Genomic DNA, 18690 nt, shown 5'->3' with positions numbered 1-18690 from the left:
TGTCATGAATTTTTCCGCACTACGTCGAAATCTGCTGGTAGGTTCGCTGGGCCTGGCGCTGGGCGCCGGTCTGCTCGGGCAAGCGGTTGCCGGTGAGCAACTGAAAACCATCCAGGACAAAGGCGTGATCAACGTCGGTCTGGAAGGCACTTATCCTCCGTTCAGCTTCGTCGATGCCGACGGCAAACTGTCGGGGTTCGAAGTTGAACTCTCCGAAGCGCTGGCGAAGAAGCTCGGTGTGAAAGCCAAGATTCAGCCAACCAAGTGGGACGGCATCCTCGCTGCTCTGGAATCCAAGCGTCTGGACCTGGTGGTCAATCAGGTGACCATCTCCGAGGAGCGCAAGAAGAAGTATGACTTCTCCGCGCCGTACACCGTTTCCGGGATTCAGGCACTGGTGCTGAAGGACAAGGAAGCTGCGCTGAACATCAAGACCGCTGCTGACCTGTCCGGCAAGAAAGTCGGCGTGGGTCTGGGCACCAACTACGAACAGTGGGTCCGCGCCAACGTGCCGGGTGCTGACGTGCGCACCTACGACGATGATCCGACCAAGTTCGCCGACCTGAACAACGGCCGTACCGACGCGATTCTGATCGACCGTCTTGCCGCACTCGAGTACGCCAGGAAAGCCCCGAAAACCGTCGCCGCGGGCCAAGCGTTTTCGCGTCAGGAATCCGGGATTGCCCTGCGTAAAGGTGAGCCGGAACTGCTGGCGGCCCTGAACAAAGCGCTCGATGAGCTGCGTGCCGACGGTACGCTGAAAAAGCTTTCGGAAAAATACTTCAGCGCTGACGTCACTCAATAATGGAAGAAGCTTTCCAACTCGCACTGGACTCCGCGCCCTTCCTGCTGAAGGGTGCGTATTACACGGTGATCCTCAGTCTCGGCGGCATGTTCTTCGGCTTGCTGCTGGGCTTTGGCCTGGCGTTGATGCGCCTGTCGCGCTTCAAATCGGTCAGTTGGCTGGCACGCATCTACGTGTCGTTCTTTCGCGGCACGCCGTTGCTGGTGCAACTGTTCGTGATCTATTACGGCTTGCCGCAAATGGGTCTGGAACTCGACCCGCTGCCGGCAGCCCTGATCGGTTTCTCGTTGAACATGGCCGCTTACGCTTGTGAAATCCTGCGTTCCGCGATCAGCTCGATCGAGCGCGGTCAGTGGGAAGCCGCTGCGAGTATCGGCATGACCCGCGCGCAGACTTTGCGCCGGGCCATCCTGCCGCAAGCCATGCGCACGGCCTTGCCGCCGCTGGGCAACAGCTTCATTTCACTGGTCAAGGACACTGCGCTGGCCGCCACCATTCAGGTGCCAGAGCTGTTCCGCCAGGCGCAGTTGATCACCGCCCGGACTTTCGAAGTCTTCACCATGTATCTTGCCGCCGCGCTGATCTACTGGGTTCTGGCTACAGTGCTTTCGCACTTCCAGAACAAGTTGGAAGAGCGGGTCAATCGGCACGACCAGGAGTCCTGACCCCATGATTGTCGTGGAAAAACTGACAAAGCAATTCAAGGGTCAAGTCGTGCTCAACGGCATCGATCTTGAAGTGAAAGAAGGCGAGGTCGTGGCGATCATCGGCCCCAGCGGTTCGGGCAAGACCACGTTCCTGCGCTGCCTGAATTTCCTAGAAGAACCCACCAGCGGCCGGATCAAGGTCGGCAAGATCGAGATCGATACCAGCCGTCCGTTGAACCAGCAGCAAAGCCTGGTGCGCAACCTGCGCCAGCACGTGGGTTTCGTGTTCCAGAACTTCAACCTGTTCCCCCATCGCACCGCGCTGGAAAACGTCATCGAAGGCCCGATTGTGGTCAAGAAGATGCCCCGCGACACAGCCATTGCCCTGGGCAAGAAGCTGATGGCCAAGGTTGGTCTGGCGGGCAAGGAAGACGCCTATCCCCGACGGCTTTCCGGTGGTCAGCAACAGCGCGTGGCGATTGCCCGGGCGCTGGCGATGGAGCCGGAAGTGATCCTGTTCGATGAACCGACCTCGGCGCTCGATCCGGAACTGGTCGGCGAAGTACTGGCGACCATCCGTGGCCTGGCGGAAGAAAACCGCACCATGGTCATCGTCACTCACGAGATGGCTTTCGCTCGTGATGTGGCCAACCGTGTGGTGTTTTTCGACAAGGGTGTAATCGTCGAGCAAGGTGACGCGAAAGAGTTGTTTGCCAATCCGAAAGAAGAACGCACGCGACAGTTTCTCAGCAAATTCAGAAGTCACGCCTGACAACTTAAGCATCAAACTTCCAAGGATGGAAGTTACATCCGCCCCGCCTTACCTTCCTTTTAAACATCAATCTAAATTAGCGATCCATGCGGTACATATATATGTCCTGCAACAGATCTGTCACGCCTGAAATCTGTCAATACCCTAAGACAAAGGTGGGCAGAGACATTCGCCGCGACCACCTGAAACCACCGATATACGTGGCCGTCTTCGCAAAACAGGCTAGGCACAGTGCTTATTCAGCGTAGGAGCTTTCTGATTAACTTGTAATTCAAGGATTAAGTAAGCGTCTCTATTGACACTTCTCAAGGCGAACTTTTATCTAGTCATCCACCGGCACCCCGCATTGCAAACAAGCACTGTCAAAGTTCAACAACTGTTGATTATTTTATTGCCCGGTAATACACGACTTTTGTTCTTTCAGAAACGGACTTCTTTGCAATGCTTCAAGGAGAGAAAGCATGATTCGCACTTCGCACACCGCGCTGCTGGCAGCCCCCACCCTGGCGCCTGCGCAAAATATCGGCATCAACCTGGCCGCTGCCGCTCATTTGCTGATCGACGTGGCGCCGTACCCTGGAATGGACGCAGGAGATCTGATCGAACTGTTCTGGGACGGCTGCTACGTGGCTTCGCGGGTGTTGGTCGACGAAGAGCTCGGTGCGCCAATCAGCTTGCGGGTGCCAGAGAGCTTTATTGCCAGCGGTTTTTCGACCATTCATTACCGGGTCATGCAGGTCGGCCAAGGCCCGGCGTTGTCGGCGACCACCCGGATCGAGGTCAAGCTCGACTGCCCCGGCGGCCAGCCTTCGCCGCTGTGCGGTGACGAAAACCAGCAACTGGCGCCGGTGACTCTGCCCGAGACCATTCGCCGTCAGGGCGTAAATCCGAACCAGATCAAACGCGGCGTACCGCTGACCATCGAGCCGTATCTGAACATGGCTGAAGACGATGCAATCACGCTGCGCTGGGGCGACGTGCGCATGGACCTGGCGCGGATCACGGCCGACGATATCGGCCGGCCGATCCAGGTTTGGGTGCCGCCGGCAATCATTGTCGAAGGCGGCGAAGATCTGCGGCTGGACGTGACCTACTGCATCCTCGACCGGGTCGGTAACAACTCGCGCTGGGCACCACCGCGAACGCTGAAAATCGGATGTGTGAATCCCTATCTCAAAGTCCCGCTCAAACAAATCCCCAAAGCCGCTGAGTCCCGCCAGGACTAAATCCAATTCCCTGTGCTCCACCACAGGGAATTGCTGCATGTCTGCAAAAGTTGTTAACCAACCAGAACAGTCACCCTTCTATACATATTCCTAAAAGTTAGTTTATTTAATATTTATACACGCTTAGGGTATATACACCGGACCACCGGACATTCTTTCTTTCGTCGCACGTTGCGGCGTTTTTCATGAGATGTGAGGTAGGTATGGTCCGGAACACAATCACCCCAGTGCAGATCGCCAGGGCATTGCGTGCAGCCAAGGAGCGGCACTGATGTCCAGTCTGGCAGACGCAAACGTCCAGTCTGATCTGGACATCGCCCCACTGTTGTTGCCCGCGCAAGTGCTACGTAGCGACGCCCAAGCCATTAAGGCTGCCCATGACCTGGCGCAAGTCGCCCGCGTGCAAGCGGCCAAACGCGACCGTCAGCGCAAGTTGCCGTGGTCAGAAATCGAGCAGTTCACCCGCAGCGGTCTGGGCAGCATTGCCATCCCGCGCGAGTACGGCGGACCGCAGGTTTCGTACGTCACTTTGGCCGAAGTGTTCGCGATCATTTCCGCGGCCGATCCGGCATTGGGGCAGATTCCGCAGAACCAGTTCGGCATCCTCAATCTGGTACTCGGCTGCGCCACCGAAGCGCAGAAAAAACAGCTGTTCCAGAGTGTTCTGGAAGGCTGGCGCATCGGTAATGCAGGTCCCGAACGTGGCACCAAAGACACCCTGGAATTGAAAGCGCGGATCACTGCCGACGGCGATGATTACGTGATCAACGGCCAGAAGTTCTACTCCACCGGCGCGCTGTTCGCGCATTGGGTTGCGGTCAAGGCGCTGAACGATGACGGCAAGCAAGTGCTGGCCTTCGTGCGTCGCGGTACGCCGGGCCTGCGCATCGTCGATGACTGGTCGGGCTTCGGTCAGCGCACCACCGCCAGCGGCACCATCCTGTTGAACAACGTGCGGGTCGAGGCCGGCCTCGTTGTGGACAACTGGAAGATCAACGAAAAACCCAATACTCAAGGCGCCGTCTCGCAGCTGATTCAAGCGGCGATTGACGCCGGTATCGCCCGTGGCGCCATCGATGACGCCATCGAATTCGTCAAAACCCGCGCCCGGCCATGGATCGACGCCAAAGTCGAGCGCGCCAGCGATGACCTGTACGTGATCGCCGACATCGGCAAACTGAAAATCGAACTGCACGCCGCCGAAGCGCTGTTGCGCAAGGCCGGGCAAGTGCTTGATCAGGTCCAAGCCGCACCACTCACTGCCGATTCTGCCGCCCGCGCGTCGATTGCCGTGGCCGAAGCCAAAGTGCTCACCACCGAAATTTCGCTGCTGGCCAGTGAAAAACTTTTCGAGCTGGCCGGCAGCCGCGCGACCCTCGCCGAATTCAACCTCGACCGGCACTGGCGCAACGCCCGCGTGCACACCCTGCACGACCCGGTGCGCTGGAAGTACCACGCGGTCGGCGCCTATCGCCTCAACGGTAAATTGCCGGCCCGTCACTCCTGGATCTGACGACCAGAACTTTTGACCAGATCTCTGGAGAACCCTATGACCTTTTCCCATCCCGTCGCGATCATCACCAGCGACGAGCAAGCCCTGATCGTCGCCAGCGACCTGGCCGAAGATTTCCAGCGCGACAGCAACCTGCGCGACCGTGAACGCCGTCTGCCGTTGCCGGAGCTCGACGTGTTTTCCCGCTCGGGCCTATGGGGCATCAGCGTGCCGAAGGAGTACGGCGGCGCTGGCGTATCCAACGTGACCCTGGCCAAAGTCATCGCCCTGATCGCTCGGGCGGATGGCTCGCTCGGGCAGATTCCGCAGAACCATTTCTATGCCCTTGAAGTGCTGCGCGTGAACGGTAGCCATGAGCAAAAACAACGCCTGTACGCCGAAGTCCTCGCCGGCCAGCGCTTCGGCAATGCGCTGGCGGAACTGGGCACCAAAACCGCCCACGACCGGGTCACCAGCCTGACTCGCGACGGCGATGGTTATCGCATCAACGGCCGCAAGTTCTACGCGACCGGAGCGATTTACGCGCAGCGCATTCCGACTTCAGTGGTCGATGAAAATGGCGTGCAGCAACTGGCGTTCGTGCCGCGCGACAGCAAAGGTTTGACGGTGATCGACGACTGGAGCGGCTTCGGCCAGCGCACCACCGGCAGCGGTTCGGTGGTGTTTGAGGACGTGTACGTTGCAGCCGAAGACGTGATTCCGTTCCAGAGCGCTTTCGAGCGTCCGACCCCGGTCGGCCCGCTGGCGCAGATTCTTCACGCGGCGATCGACACCGGCATCGCCCGCGCCGCCTATGAGGACGCGCTGCACTTCGTGCGCAGCAAGACCCGGCCGTGGATCGATTCCGGCAACGACAAAGCCACCGAAGATCCCTTGACCCTGAAAAGCTTCGGCCACTTGAGCATTCGTTTGCACGCCACCGAAGCTCTACTCGAACGCGCCGGGGAATTCCTCGATGCGGCCCAGGCTGAAACCAATGCCGAGACCGTAGCCGCTGCATCAATTGCCGTGGCTGAAGCACGCGCGATCAGCACCGAGATTTCTCTCGCCGCTGGCAGCACGCTGTTCGAACTCGCCGGCAGCCAGGCAACCCTGATCGAGCACGGCCTCGATCGCCACTGGCGCAACGCACGGGTGCACACCCTGCACGACCCGGTGCGCTGGAAATATCACGCGGTCGGCAATTACTACCTCAACGATGAAAACCCGCCACTGCGGGGGACGATCTGATGAGCGAGGCGAAGAAAAAGATGCTGCTGAATGCGTTCAACATGAACTGCATCGGCCACATCAACCACGGCTTGTGGACCCATCCACGGGATAACTCGACCCAGTACAAAACCATCGAATACTGGACCGAACTCGCGCAGTTGCTGGAGCGCGGGCTGTTCGACGGTTTGTTCATTGCCGACATCGTTGGCGTGTACGACGTCTATCAGAACTCGGTGGATGTGCCGCTGAAAGAGTCGATCCAGTTGCCGGTCAACGATCCGCTGTTGCTGGTTTCGGCGATGGCCGCCGTGACCAAAAATCTCGGTTTCGGCCTGACCGCCAATCTCACTTACGAACCGCCGTATTTGTTCGCCCGGCGCATGTCGACTCTTGATCATCTGAGCCGTGGCCGCGTCGGCTGGAACATCGTCACCGGTTATCTGGACAGCGCCGCCAAAGCCATGGGCCTCAGCGAGCAAGTCGAACATGACCGTCGTTACGACCAGGCCGACGAGTACCTCGAAGTGCTCTACAAACTCTGGGAAGGCAGCTGGGAAAACGGCGCGGTGCTCAACGATCCGCAGCAGCGTATCTATGCCCAACCGGACAAGGTGCACAAGGTCGAGCATAAGGGCGAGTTCTATCAGGTCGAGGGTTATCACCTGTGCGAACCGTCGCCACAGCGAACGCCGGTGCTGTTTCAGGCCGGCAGTTCGGATCGTGGTTTGCTGTTCGCCGGGCGGCATGCCGAGTGCGTGTTCATCAGCGGCCAGAACAAGCCGTCGACCAAGATCCAGGTGGACAAGGTGCGCGCCAGCGCCGTCGAGGCCGGGCGCAATCCTGAGGACATCAAGGTGTTCATGGGCCTGAATGTGATCGTCGGCGCGACCGAGGAAGCCGCTTGGGCCAAGCATGCCGAATACCTGAGCTACGCCAGTGCCGAAGCCGGTGTGGCGCATTTCTCGGCGTCTACGGGCATCGATTTCTCCGAATACGCAATCGACGAACCGATCCAGTACGTGAAGAGCAACGCCATTCAATCAGCCACGAAAAACCTGCAAAACAACGACTGGACCCGGCGCAAGTTGCTCGAACAACACGCCCTCGGTGGACGCTACATCACCGTGGTCGGCTCGCCGCAACAAGTGGCCGAGGAACTGGAATCATGGATCGCCGAAACCGGCCTCGACGGCTTCAACCTGACCCGCATCGTCACCCCGGAAAGCTACGTGGATTTCATCGAACTGGTGATCCCCGAGCTGCAACGCCGTGGGTCATACAAGACCGCGTACGACAGCGGCAGCCTGCGCGAGAAGTTGTTTCACGCTGAAGCGCATCTGCCTGAGCAACACACAGGATCGGCATTCCGCCGCTAAAAACATCGCTGGCAAGCCAGCTCCCACAGGGATATGTGGCGTTCACAGAACACTGTGGGAGCTGGCTTGCCAGCGATGAGGCCTGACCAGACAACACAAATTTCATGCACTGACTGGAAAATCACTATGACCAAGAAGCTCCTGTCCCACCCAGTCAAAGCACTGGCCCTGGCCCTCGGCCTGTTCAGCTCGGCAGTCTTCGCCGCCGACGCACCACTCAAAATCGGCACCACCGCCGCCTTCGCGATTCCGCTGGAAGCCGCGGTCGAAGAGGCCAACAAACAAGGCCTGAAAGTCGAGCTGGTGGAGTTCACCGACTGGATCGCGCCCAACGTCAGCCTCGCCGCCGGCGACATCGACGTGAACTACTTCCAGCACATCCCGTTCCTGGAAAACGCCAAAGCCGCCGCCGGTTTTGATCTGGTGCCATTCGCGCCGGGGATCATCAACAACGTCGGCCTGTACTCGAAGAAATACAAAAGCTTCGACGAGTTACCGCAAGGCGCCAGCGTGGCCATCGCCAACGATCCGATCAACAGCGGCCGCGGTCTGCAATTGCTGGCCAAAGCTGGCCTGATCACGCTGAAACCGGGCGTTGGCTACAAGGCCACCGAAGACGACATCATCGCCAATCCGAAGAACATCAAAATCCTGCAAGTCGAAGCCGTGCAACTGGTGCGCGCCTACGACGACGCCGATCTGGTGCAGGGCTACCCGGCTTACATTCGTCTGGCGAAGACTTTCGATGCCGGTTCGGCGCTGCTGTTCGACGGTCTCGATCACAAGGAATACGTGATCCAGTTCGTGATCCAGCCGAAGAGCAAAACCGATCCGCGCCTGATCAAATTCGTCGACATTTACCAACACTCCCCGGCCGTGCGCGCTGCGCTGGATAAAGCTCACGGCAAGCTGTATCAGGCCGGTTGGGAAAGCTGAGTGAGCGCCGCCATCCAACGGCGACCGGAGATTCCGGAGCCAACCGCACTCGCCGAGCGCACCGAACTGCACCCCGAGCTGAACCGCGCCCACGTGCGCTTTATCGGTCTGGGGAAAACCTATGAAGGTCGGCAAGGCCCGGTCGCGGCGCTGCACGGCATCGATCTGGCGATCCAGCGCGGTGAGGTGTTCGGCATCATCGGCCGCAGCGGCGCCGGCAAGTCGTCGCTGATTCGCACCATCAATCGTCTGGAACTACCGACCTCCGGCCGGGTGTTGATCGATCAGGTGGACATCGGCGAATTCGACGAGGATCGTCTGGTCGCGCTGCGTCAGCGGATCGGCATGATCTTTCAGCACTTCAACCTGATGTCGGCCAAGACTGTCTGGCAGAACGTCGAATTGCCGCTGAAAGTTGCCGGCGTACCGAAAGAACAACGCGAGAAAAAAGTCCGCGAACTGCTGGAACTGGTGGGTCTTGAAGCCAAGCACAAAGCCTATCCGGCACAGCTCTCCGGCGGACAGAAACAGCGTGTCGGCATCGCCCGCGCGCTGGTGCACGACCCGGACATTTTGCTGTGTGATGAAGCCACTTCGGCGCTCGATCCGGAAACCACCCAGTCGATCCTAGGCCTGCTGCGCGAGATCAATAAACGCCTGGGTCTGACCATTGTTTTGATCACCCACGAAATGGCGGTCATTCGCGAGATCTGCGACCGCGTCGTGGTACTGGAGCATGGCCGCGTGGTCGAGCAAGGCCCGGTGTGGGAAGTGTTCGGCAACCCGCAGCACGAGGTCAGCCAGACCTTGCTCGCGCCGTTGCAACACGCGTTGTCGGACGAATTGCACAGCCGCTTGCACACGCAAGCGCCATCGTCAGACGCAGCGGTGGTGCTGCGCTTGCAGTTCACCGGCAGCAGCGCCGATGAGCCGGATCTGGCGGCGTTGTTTGCCGCGCTCGGCGGGCGGGTGAAATTGCTTCAGGGCGGCGTCGAACGAATTCAGGGCCATGCGCTGGGGCAGTTGCTGCTGGCGGTCGCCGGTTCAGCGCTGGATGCCGAGCAATTGCGCCAGCGCGCCGCGCAATGGGCGCAACGGGTGGAGGTATTGGGTTATGTGGTTTGATCGCTTGCTGCACGGTTTCATCGACACGTTTTTGATGGTCGGCGTTTCGTCGCTGATCGCGTTGCTGGTGGGGATACCGATGGCGGTGATTCTGGTCACCAGCGACAAGGGCGGGATCTATCAGGCGCCGGTTTTGAACCGTGCACTGGGCGCGTTCGTGAACCTGTTTCGCTCGATCCCGTTCCTGATTTTGATGGTCGCGCTGATTCCGTTCACGCGGTTGATCGTAGGCACCACTTACGGCGTGTGGGCGGCAGTCGTGCCGCTGACCATCGCCGCTACACCGTTCTTTGCGCGGATTGCCGAAGTCAGTTTGCGCGAGGTCGATCACGGCTTGATCGAAGCCGCACAAGCCATGGGCTGCCGGCGCTGGCACATCGTCTGGCATGTGCTGTTGCCCGAGGCGTTGCCGGGCATAGTTGGCGGCTTCACCATCACGCTGGTGACGATGATCAACTCCTCGGCGATGGCCGGCGCGATAGGTGCCGGCGGGTTGGGCGACATCGCGTATCGCTACGGTTATCAGCGCTTCGACAGCCAGATCATGCTCACGGTTATCGTGTTACTGGTTGCGTTGGTGGCGGTGATCCAGCTAGGTGGCGATCGTCTGGCGCGAGGACTGAACAAGCGCTGAGTCCCGCTGCATGGCGTATATTCGGCAAATCCCATTGCCTGCGCAGCCCCGACCATGAAACAGACCCCCACCGATCTAGAGCAGATCACCTCCACCACCCTCGGCCACTACAACTCGGTGGCCGAGGATTTTCGTGAAGGCACCCGCGACCACGATGTCAGCCAGAACATCGACGCATTGCTGCGGCATGTTCAGGCTGAAGCACCGATGAGCATTCTGGATTTCGGCTGTGGGCCGGGGCGGGATTTGCAGACGTTCACGCGGATGGGGCATGTTGCGGTCGGTCTGGACGGCTCGGAAAAACTCGCACAGATGGCGCGTGATGACAGCGGCTGCGAAGTCTGGCAGCAGGATTTTCTCAAGCTTGATCTACCCGCTGAGCGCTTTGACGGGATCTTCGCCAATGCCGTGCTGTTTCATGTGCCGTTGCAGGAATTGCCTCGGGTACTGCAGCAACTGCACGGCACATTGAAGCCGGGTGGTGTGTTGTTCAGCTCCAATCCGCGTGGGGATAACCGCGAAGGCTGGAACGGACCGCGCTACGGCTCGTATCACGATCTTGAGGCGTGGCGGGTGCTACTGACGGCTGCAGGGTTCACTGAACTCGAACATTACTTCCGGCCAGCCGGGTTGCCGCGCGAGCAGCAGCCCTGGCTGGCCAGCGTCTGGCGCAAAAGCTGACGTTCAGGGTCTAGCGCCAACCTGGAATTGCTTCACCGTGCCGTCGGGCGAGCGCACCGTTATGCTTTGCCCGGGCAAGGTCTGCCCCTGAACTTCGCGCACCCGCACATCAAAATTTGCCAATAAACGCGTGCCATCTGCAAAAGAGGTCTGCTGCACGAGTCGATCCTCGCTCAGCCATTCGAAACCGCTAAGCGCCTGGGTCGCCAGGCGCTCATGCAGCGGTCGGAAAAAAACATCCTGACGGGCAATCAGCGGCAATCGCTGCTGCAACGTGTCGGCGCTCAAGTGATAGAGCGGCGGCACGTTGTACAGCAGTTGCGTCAGCTCATTCTCGACCCGCACGTTGCTCAATTTCAGACTGTCGAACAGCCAGTGATGGGTGGTGATGACCGATCCATGGAATACCGCCTGATACAGCGGCAAACGACTGGCCGGTTCAAAGTGGACGCGGCGGAAGGCTTCTTTGATTGGCACCGGTTTGAAGAACACCTCAGGCTGTTCCGGCGGATACCACTTGCCGACATAGTATTTGGACCGGGTGTCCTTGCTCATATCGACGTCGCCCCAACCAATCACCGGCGTCTGCATGCCATGCGCGAACAACACGCCTTGCGCGGTGGTCGCATTGCCGTCCTCCGAACCGCTGGGCAGTTGCAGCACTTGATTGATCCAGCGTGAAGCCTCGACATTACCTTGGGCATTCTGCGCCTGGGTCATGGTCGCCTCGGGACGGTAGCTGTCGAACAGCATGCCGGTGGCATAGGCATCGAGAAACCAGCTATTGAAACCGGCGGCGTCGCGAATCGCAGGGACGCGTTTCTCCAGCAATGGGCGCACACAACGCGGATCGGTGTAGTGACCCGACTGCTGGAAACCGCTTTTCATCTGGCCGTTTTTCAGCACGATTGCGCACTCAAGATGCGCCGTGTCGCCCAGATGTGCGGTGGTCCAGTCAGGATTTTCGCTACGACCGAGCGCGGTTTCATACGAGTCATATGGCGCGACCAGATACCCCGCCGCCACGCCCGCGCGGACCGCTTGCGGATGCCAGAGTCCACCCTCCCAGCCCTCGCCCAACCCCAGCCACAAGCGTGACAGCCCGGCACTCTGCAATTGCCTGACCGTATCCAGCGACAAGGTGTTGCCCCAGCGCTCGGGCTCGGGATTCAGCGCGTCAGAGAGCTCAGTTTCCACCTGCGTCCGCACCTTGGCATAACCGTTGACCAGCGCCTGCATGTCCGGCACCGCTTGGGCTTGCCAGGTCTTGCGCGCCAGCGTATTCAACGCGCCATTGAGACCGCGCATCAGCACAGTTTTCTGGTAGGCATTCAACGCCATCGTGCTGGCCACAACCTGCAATGCTTCACGATCCATCCCCGCGCGTAGCTGACTGGCCAGCGCGTCTTGGGCGCGCAACTTGCCGAGCAGAATCGGCCAATTGCGCACGTCCTTGCTGCCAAGCAAGTCATTGCCCCACAGATAAACATGACTGGCACCCAAGAGCTTTTTCGCCTCAGGGGTTTTCTCGAATTTGCTGCTCAGGGTTTCGTAGCGGCCGTGATCGATCAGCCATTGCCGGTAGCGTTTTGCGCCGGCTAACGGATCGGCTTCCCCGAGAAACAGGCTGAAGGTCAGTGGCGTCGACGGCTGGAGTGAGGTGAATTGGTGCCGGGCGCGCAACGCCAGCGTCTGGTCCTCTGCGCTGAACAGGATCTGATTGTTATAGGGATTGGTCATCAGCCAGTTCAGCGTGAAGCTGCCGTGATCGACACCCCACAGCGGCAGGCTCAGATCCTGAGTGGTATTGAACGCGCCCTGCCCCAGCAGAAATTCCTGCCACACCGGGTCACCGCGCGGCACGTAATGCCCCTCGGCCAGCGGCCAGATCAGGCCCTTGCCCATGGCGCTCGCGGGTTGGCGCAGAAACTCCAGCTCGGCCGGATCGCGCGCAGTGATCGAGAACGCCAGATCACGCTGATCAAGCCTTACGCTCAGCGTCCACGCGCCATCGTCCCACTGCCAGTCAGCCCGCGTGGAAGTCGTGGTGAGCTGGCTGACCTTGTGTGCGGCAACGCCGGCAGACGCCTGTAGCGTTTGCGCCTGTGCGGGAGTGACACGAATCGCCAGGGTTGCCGGGTCTAGTTCGACCCGCCATAACCGGTTTTCCAGCACGGTGTTGGCCGAGGCCCAGGGCGATAGCAACAAAGCGAAGCCGAGCACGGCACAGCGCAAGCCGAGATGGAGAAGCTGCATGGGGAGGTCCCTTCTGCGTCAAAGCAAGGGAGGGTAAAGCAGGCGGAGCGGGATGTCGGTCAGCAAGATGTTGGAGAATTGTAGAAACGATCGCTGGCAGGCCAGCTCCCACAGTTGCAATGCATTTGTCTGTAGGAATTGGCCTGCCAACGCACCATCACGCCCCGTCTTTTTTCGGCTCGCGAATTTTGTACCAAGCCACGTAAAGCGCCGGCAAAAACAGCAGCGTCAACAACGTCGCGATAATAATCCCGCCAATCATCGCGTACGCCATCGGCCCCCAGAACACTTCCCGGGCAATCGGGATCATGCCCAGACTCGCTGCCGCCGCCGTCAGCAAAATCGGCCGGCGCCGATGCTCCGTCGCTTTCGCCACCGCATCCCAAGGCTCAAGGCCTTCCTTCTCCAGTTCTTCGATCTGCGTCACCAGAATCACCGAGTTACGGATGATGATGCCGATCAACGCGAGGATCCCGAGGATCGCCACAAAGCCCATCGGCGTACCGGTCGGGATCAGCGCCAGCACCACGCCGATCAGCCCCAGCGGCGCGACACTGGCGACCAGAAACAGCTTCTGCACGCTGTGCAACTGGATCATCAGGAAGGTCGCCATCAGGAACAGCATCAACGGCACAACCTTGGCAATCGGCCCCTGGGCCTTGCCGCTTTCCTCCACCGTACCGCCAGTAGCGACCTTGTAGCCCACCGGCAAACCGGCGGCGAATTGATCGATGGTCGGTTTCAATTGCTTGACCAGATCGGTCGGCTGAATCTCGTCGCGCACCGCGGCTTTGATGGTGATGGTCGGTTTGCGGTCGCGGCGCCACACCAGTGGCTGTTCCAGCTCATAACGCACGGTGGCGAAGGCCAGCAGCGGAATCGAAGTGCCGCTTGGCGTGACGATCTGAAGATTCTGCAGGGTTTCCGGAGTGCCACGTTCAGCATCCTCGGCACGCCCGACCACGTTGATCAGATAGATGTCGTCATCGACCTGAGTCACCGGCGATCCGACAACGATGCTGTTCATCAGATTGGCCACGTCTTCCGAAGACAAGCCCAATTGCCGCGCCTTGTCCTGAGCGATGTCGATACGCAGGACCTTGCCCGGTTCGTTCCAGTCGTAAATGATCTCGCCGATGTGCGAGTTCTTGTCCAGCTCGGTGGCCAGTTCGATCGCGTGTTTGCGCACCTGATCGATGTCCTTGCCGCTAACCCGGTACTGGATCGGCCGCCCGACCGGCGGGCCCATTTCCAGCGCTTGCACGTAACTGCCGATGCCGACGAAGTCCTTGCGCAGGCGTTCGCGCAGCTTCTGACTCAATGCTTCGCGGGACTCGAAGTCCTTACTCACAATCACCAGTTGCGCGTAGTAAGGGTTCTGCAATTGCTGGTCGAGCGGCAGATAGAAACGGATCGCGCCTTCGCCTATGTAAGTGCTCCAACGGACGATATCCGGGTCACCCTTGAGGGTGGCTTCGAGCTTGTCCACAGCCTTGCGCGTTTCGGCCATCGAGGCGTTTTGCGGCAGGTTGAGATCGACGAGAATTTCCGGCCGGTCCGACGAAGGGAAAAACTGGTTCTGCACAAACTGCATGGAAAACACCGACGCCGCAAACAACGCAACGGTGATGCCGATTGCCCACCAACGGTTGCGCATGGCCCAGAGCATGCCGTAGTTGAAGGCACGGCCGACGCGTCCTGGTTCTGCGTTATGCGGCTTCACCTTGGCGCTGAGAATATGCACGCCGATCACCGGCGCGAACAGCACCGCGACAATCCACGACACCAGCATCGCCACCGCGATCACTGCGAACAGGGTAAAGGTGTACTCGCCGGCCGAACTGGCGTTCAGGCCAATCGGCACAAAACCGGCGACCGTCACCAGGGTACCGGTGAGCATCGGGAATGCGGTCGAGGTGTAGGCGAAGGTCGCGGCTTGTTCCTTGGTCTCGCCCATCTCCAGCCGCGTGACCATCATCTCCACCGTGATCATCGCGTCGTCCACCAGCAGGCCGAGGGCGATGATCAGTGCGCCGAGGGAAATCCGCTGCATGGTGATGCCGCTGTATTCCATGAACACGAAGACCATCGCCAGCACCAGCGGAATCGAGCACGCCACCACCAGACCGGCGCGCACACCGAGGCTGATGAAGCTCACCACCAACACGATGATCACCGCTTCGAACAGCGCGCTGGTGAAGCCGCCGACGGCTTTTTCCACCACGTCGGCCTGATCGGAAACCGTGTGCACGCCAACGCCTACCGGCAAATCAGCGGTCAGCTGGTCCATGCGCTGGTGCAGCGCCTTGCCGAATTCCTGGATGTTGCCGCCCTTCTTCATCGCGATGGCGAGGCCGATCGCAGGTTTACCGTCGAAGCGGAATTCGGGGGTTGCCGGGTCAACGTAACCGCGACTGATGTTGGCGATATCCGCCAGACGATAGAAGCGGTCATTCAGGCGCAGGTTGACGTCGGCCAAGTCTTTCTCCGAAGCGAACTGCCCGGAAGTGCGCACAGAAATCCGCTCCGGCCCGGCTTCAATCACACCGGCCGGCGTCACAGCGTTCTGCGATTGCAGGCTCTGTACAACCTGGCGCTGATCAATGCCCAGTGCCGCGAGTTTGCGCGTGGAGAAGTTCAGGTAGAGGACTTCGTCCTGCTCGCCGACCATCTCGACCTTGCCCAGCCCCGGCACTTCACGGATCTCGGCCCGTACTTGTTCGACGTAATCGCGCAACTGGCGCATCGACAAACCGTCGGCAGTGAACGCATACACCGAACCGAACACATCACCAAACTCGTCGTTGAACCCCGGCCCTTGCAGGCCTTTGGGGAAGTCGCCGCGGATGTCGTTGATCTTCTTGCGCACCTGGTACCAGATGTCCGGAATGTCCTTGGCGCTGGTGGTATCGCGCAGGTACACGAACACCGTGGATTCACCCGGCCTCGTGTAGCTTTTCACGTAGTCGAGGGAATCGAGTTCCTCGAGTTTTTTCTCGATGCGGTCGGTGACCTGCTTGAGGGTTTCTTCCTGCGTTGCACCGGGCCAGCGTGTCTGGATAACCATGGTCTTGATGGTGAACGAGGGGTCTTCCTCACGCCCGAGGTTCATGTAAGAGAACACGCCCATCAGCAGCGCGACGAACATCAGGTACCACACGAACGACTGATGCTTGAGAGCCCACTCGGATAAGTTGAAAGGCCCTTTCATCGTGGACTGTCCTCGTCGATTTTGACTTTCTGCCCCGGTTTGAGGCTGTTCACTCCCGCCGTCACCACACGCTCACCAGCCTTCACCCCACCGGCCAGCACCACCGTGCTGTCAGTGCGGCTAATCAGGCTCACATCGCGTGGCGATACGGTTTGTGCCTGCGTGTCGATGACCCAGATGCGTGTCTTGCCGTCGACTTCCTGCACCACGCTAGCCGGCAATTCCAGACGCGGCTTGATTGCCGAGCTGAGGGTGACGCTGATTGCCGTCCCCAAGCGGAAACCTTGCGGCGTATCGGCCAGGGTCAGGCGCGCACGGCGCGTGCGCGTTGCACTTTGCGCCTGCGGTTCGATTTCGCGGATGGTTGCGGTGGTGTTGATGCTCGGGTCGAGTTGCGCGGCCACCGAGAACACCACGTCCGCCGGCAGTTGATCGACCAGCGTGTCCGGCAAATCGATCACCGCTTCCTTGATGTCCGGTTGCGCCAGTGTCACCACTTGCTGGCCGGCAGTAACCACTTGCCCGGCCTCGGCATTCCACGCGGTGACCACGGCTTTGTGGTCGGTGCGCAGTTGCACGTAGTCGAGCTGATCCTTGGCCTGACTCAGCGCCGCCCTGGCTTGATCGAGCGAAGCCTGGGTGGTTTTCAGATCGGTCTGCGCGATATCGAGTTGCGCCTGAGCGCCGACGCCACGGTCGAACAATTGCTGCTGGCGACGAGCGTTGGCCTGAGCATTAATGTACTGCGCCTGAATGCGCGCCAGATCACCTTGGGCGGCGCGTAACTGGTTCTGCTGATCGGTTGGGTCGAGGGTCGCGAGCAAGGCGCCCTTCTCGACCTCGGCACCGACATCGACATTACGGCTGGCGATGCGACCCGGCACACGGAAACCGACATTGCTTTCGTAACGCGCCTGAATGCTCCCGGCGAATCGTCCGAGGTCTTCTTGATTGAGGGTTTTGACTTCCACCGACAGCACCGGACGCACCGGCTCCGGTGGCGCTTCCTTTTCCGAGCAAGCGCCGAGCGCCAGTAACACGGACAACAGCAGCAGGCGCTTCATGGCTGGGCTTCCACTTGCAGATCCTTGTAGGTGTTTTCAGCGACCTCGACTTTCATCCCCGGATGCAGCAGTTGGCCGCCGGCAATGATCACTTTGTCGCCAGCCTTCAAGCCGTCGCTGACGATGACTTTGCCGGTGAGGTAACGGCCAACGGTGACCGTGTGCAATTGCGCCTTGCCCTCGCCGTCGATGATCCACACCGCCGGGTCGCTGAGGTTTTTCGTCAGCGCCGACCACGGCAATTCGACGGCGGATTTGCCCGCAGTTTTCGCTGTGGCGCTGACCACCGAACCGAGCTGCATGCCGTCCGGCAAGGCATCGAGGGTGACTTTGACCTGCACGGTGCCGGTCTGCGCCGAAACTGCCGGGGTGATTTCGCGCACGGTGCCGGTGGTTTTGATTTTCGGGTTGTCGAGCAGGCTGACCTCGATCGAACGATCCGATGGCGGCCCGGACAATAGTGATTCGTAGATGTTGAACACCGCGTCACGACCGCCGTCGCGCGCCAGGCTGTAGATCGGCACGGTGGCTTGCACGACTTGCCCGACTTCAGCCTGACGCGCCGTGATGATGCCCGGCGCATCGGCGACCAGCGCCGTGTAGCTCAGCTGTTCGCGGGCATTGGCCAGTTGCGCCTGCGCAGCGGTAAGCGCGCTCTGACTGCTGCGCAATGCGGCTTGCGCGGAGTCGTATTCGGATTGGCTGGTGTAGCCCTTGGGCAAGAGTTTTTGCTGACGCACGAATGCCGCCGCAGTCTGTTTGACCCGCGCCTGCTCGGCCAACACTTGAGCGTTGGCCGAATCGACATTGGTCTGCAAATCTTTCGGATCGAGTTTGGCCAGCACTTGTTTGGCCGTGACGCGGTCGCCGACATCGACTGTACGCTGGATGATCTTGCCACCCACGCGGAACGACAAATCGGTCTGCACGCGCGCCTGCACGTCACCCGTGAGGGTCACGGAAGCGGCGTAATCCGCCGGTTTGACCTCTTGCACGAACACGCGCGGCAGGTCCTTTTCGGCCTGCTTCTTTTCGCCACAGGCGCTCAGCAGCACGAGCAGACTCAGTATCACCACTGTTTTCAAACCGGGACTCGCCATGCAGACTCCTTTGCGTTTGTACGAACGTGCAAGTGACGATACGACTGTGAGCTTAGAACAGGGTTCCGCCTTCGCCTGCGCGATACCTGCATTTACCCGCGCAGGCGTATCCTGACGCAGATTCGGGGTACC

Annotated in this window: 15 protein-coding genes; 11 read left to right on the top strand and 4 right to left on the bottom strand. The window is 59.9% G+C overall.

Annotated features, from left to right (window positions below; genetic code table 11):
* The first annotated feature begins 4 nt into the window (after window positions 1-4).
* The 11 genes from tcyJ to ACP7EE_RS00470 all read left to right on the top strand — a co-directional run bounded on the left by tcyJ (window position 5) and on the right by ACP7EE_RS00470 (window position 10927).
* A complete protein-coding gene (tcyJ, locus tag ACP7EE_RS00520; RefSeq protein ID WP_426232778.1) occupies window positions 5-805 on the top strand; it encodes a cystine ABC transporter substrate-binding protein in 801 nt (266 codons plus the stop codon).
* Window positions 805-1470: a cystine ABC transporter permease gene (gene tcyL, locus ACP7EE_RS00515; protein WP_420646745.1), complete on the top strand. Its 666-nt coding sequence runs from the start codon at window positions 805-807 to the stop codon at window positions 1468-1470. The genes tcyJ and tcyL overlap by 1 nt, the downstream gene beginning before the upstream one ends.
* A 4-nt stretch (window positions 1471-1474) precedes the next feature.
* The gene (gene tcyN / locus ACP7EE_RS00510) at window positions 1475-2224 is read left to right on the top strand and encodes an L-cystine ABC transporter ATP-binding protein TcyN (RefSeq protein ID WP_426232776.1); all 750 of its coding nucleotides are present in this window, start codon (window positions 1475-1477) and stop codon (window positions 2222-2224) included.
* Between the two features lie 461 nt (window positions 2225-2685).
* Complete coding sequence (locus tag ACP7EE_RS00505; RefSeq protein ID WP_426232774.1) at window positions 2686-3450, top strand: hypothetical protein; 765 nt, start codon at window positions 2686-2688, stop codon at window positions 3448-3450.
* A 271-nt stretch (window positions 3451-3721) separates the two neighbouring features.
* Window positions 3722-4963 (top strand): SfnB family sulfur acquisition oxidoreductase, encoded by a 1242-nt coding sequence (locus ACP7EE_RS00500; RefSeq protein ID WP_426232772.1) that lies wholly within the window; start codon window positions 3722-3724, stop codon window positions 4961-4963.
* Window positions 4964-4999: 36 nt separating this feature from the next.
* Window positions 5000-6193 carry an SfnB family sulfur acquisition oxidoreductase gene (locus ACP7EE_RS00495; RefSeq protein ID WP_426232770.1) on the top strand — a complete coding sequence of 398 codons (1194 nt, stop codon included), beginning with the start codon at window positions 5000-5002 and terminating at the stop codon, window positions 6191-6193.
* Window positions 6193-7551 (top strand): LLM class flavin-dependent oxidoreductase, encoded by a 1359-nt coding sequence (locus ACP7EE_RS00490; RefSeq protein ID WP_426232768.1) that lies wholly within the window; start codon window positions 6193-6195, stop codon window positions 7549-7551. The genes ACP7EE_RS00495 and ACP7EE_RS00490 overlap by 1 nt, the downstream gene beginning before the upstream one ends.
* A 126-nt stretch (window positions 7552-7677) precedes the next feature.
* Complete coding sequence (locus ACP7EE_RS00485; RefSeq protein WP_426232766.1) at window positions 7678-8487, top strand: MetQ/NlpA family ABC transporter substrate-binding protein; 810 nt, start codon at window positions 7678-7680, stop codon at window positions 8485-8487.
* A complete protein-coding gene (locus ACP7EE_RS00480) occupies window positions 8488-9612 on the top strand; it encodes a methionine ABC transporter ATP-binding protein (RefSeq protein ID WP_426232763.1) in 1125 nt (374 codons plus the stop codon). It begins immediately after the preceding gene.
* Window positions 9602-10246, top strand: coding sequence for a methionine ABC transporter permease (locus ACP7EE_RS00475; protein WP_426232761.1), 645 nt, complete (start codon window positions 9602-9604; stop codon window positions 10244-10246). The genes ACP7EE_RS00480 and ACP7EE_RS00475 overlap by 11 nt, the downstream gene beginning before the upstream one ends.
* 54 nt (window positions 10247-10300) lie before the next feature.
* Window positions 10301-10927 (top strand): class I SAM-dependent methyltransferase, encoded by a 627-nt coding sequence (locus tag ACP7EE_RS00470; RefSeq protein ID WP_426232759.1) that lies wholly within the window; start codon window positions 10301-10303, stop codon window positions 10925-10927.
* A 3-nt stretch (window positions 10928-10930) separates the two neighbouring features.
* Here ACP7EE_RS00470 and ACP7EE_RS00465 read toward each other — a convergent pair whose 3' ends face one another.
* The 4 genes from ACP7EE_RS00465 to ACP7EE_RS00450 all read right to left on the bottom strand — a co-directional run bounded on the left by ACP7EE_RS00465 (window position 10931) and on the right by ACP7EE_RS00450 (window position 18558).
* Window positions 10931-13183: a glycoside hydrolase gene (locus tag ACP7EE_RS00465; protein ID WP_426232757.1), complete on the bottom strand. Its 2253-nt coding sequence runs from the start codon at window positions 13181-13183 to the stop codon at window positions 10931-10933.
* 157 nt (window positions 13184-13340) lie between these two features.
* Entirely contained in the window at window positions 13341-16394 is a 3054-nt protein-coding gene (locus ACP7EE_RS00460; RefSeq protein ID WP_426232755.1) for an efflux RND transporter permease subunit, read from the bottom strand.
* A complete protein-coding gene (locus ACP7EE_RS00455; protein ID WP_426232753.1) occupies window positions 16391-17458 on the bottom strand; it encodes an efflux RND transporter periplasmic adaptor subunit in 1068 nt (355 codons plus the stop codon). The genes ACP7EE_RS00460 and ACP7EE_RS00455 overlap by 4 nt, the downstream gene beginning before the upstream one ends.
* Window positions 17455-18558, bottom strand: a complete 1104-nt coding sequence (locus ACP7EE_RS00450; RefSeq protein WP_426232751.1) for an efflux RND transporter periplasmic adaptor subunit — start codon at window positions 18556-18558, stop codon at window positions 17455-17457. The genes ACP7EE_RS00455 and ACP7EE_RS00450 overlap by 4 nt, the downstream gene beginning before the upstream one ends.
* Between the last annotated feature and the right edge of the window lie 132 nt (window positions 18559-18690).

The sequence above is a fragment of the Pseudomonas sp. TWP3-2 genome (assembly GCF_049897765.1).
Lineage (GTDB): Bacteria > Pseudomonadota > Gammaproteobacteria > Pseudomonadales > Pseudomonadaceae > Aquipseudomonas.
Note: the sequence above shows the minus strand (reverse complement) of the source record. Positions and strands in the feature narration are given on the sequence as shown.

Bases quoted from the DNA above. Each gene is read 5' to 3' on its own strand.
- ACP7EE_RS00465 (WP_426232757.1), bottom strand. From the start codon at position 13,183: ATGCAGCTTCTCCATCTCGGCTTGCGCTGTGCCGTGCTCGGCTTCGCT.
- ACP7EE_RS00455 (WP_426232753.1), bottom strand. From the start codon at position 17,458: ATGAAGCGCCTGCTGCTGTTGTCCGTGTTACTGGCGCTCGGCGCTTGC.
- ACP7EE_RS00490 (WP_426232768.1), top strand. From the start codon at position 6,193: ATGAGCGAGGCGAAGAAAAAGATGCTGCTGAATGCGTTCAACATGAAC.
- tcyL (WP_420646745.1), top strand. From the start codon at position 805: ATGGAAGAAGCTTTCCAACTCGCACTGGACTCCGCGCCCTTCCTGCTG.
- ACP7EE_RS00460 (WP_426232755.1), bottom strand. From the start codon at position 16,394: ATGAAAGGGCCTTTCAACTTATCCGAGTGGGCTCTCAAGCATCAGTCG.
- ACP7EE_RS00495 (WP_426232770.1), top strand. From the start codon at position 5,000: ATGACCTTTTCCCATCCCGTCGCGATCATCACCAGCGACGAGCAAGCC.
- ACP7EE_RS00450 (WP_426232751.1), bottom strand. From the start codon at position 18,558: ATGGCGAGTCCCGGTTTGAAAACAGTGGTGATACTGAGTCTGCTCGTG.
- ACP7EE_RS00500 (WP_426232772.1), top strand. From the start codon at position 3,722: ATGTCCAGTCTGGCAGACGCAAACGTCCAGTCTGATCTGGACATCGCC.
- ACP7EE_RS00475 (WP_426232761.1), top strand. From the start codon at position 9,602: ATGTGGTTTGATCGCTTGCTGCACGGTTTCATCGACACGTTTTTGATG.
- ACP7EE_RS00505 (WP_426232774.1), top strand. From the start codon at position 2,686: ATGATTCGCACTTCGCACACCGCGCTGCTGGCAGCCCCCACCCTGGCG.
- tcyJ (WP_426232778.1), top strand. From the start codon at position 5: ATGAATTTTTCCGCACTACGTCGAAATCTGCTGGTAGGTTCGCTGGGC.
- ACP7EE_RS00485 (WP_426232766.1), top strand. From the start codon at position 7,678: ATGACCAAGAAGCTCCTGTCCCACCCAGTCAAAGCACTGGCCCTGGCC.
- ACP7EE_RS00470 (WP_426232759.1), top strand. From the start codon at position 10,301: ATGAAACAGACCCCCACCGATCTAGAGCAGATCACCTCCACCACCCTC.
- tcyN (WP_426232776.1), top strand. From the start codon at position 1,475: ATGATTGTCGTGGAAAAACTGACAAAGCAATTCAAGGGTCAAGTCGTG.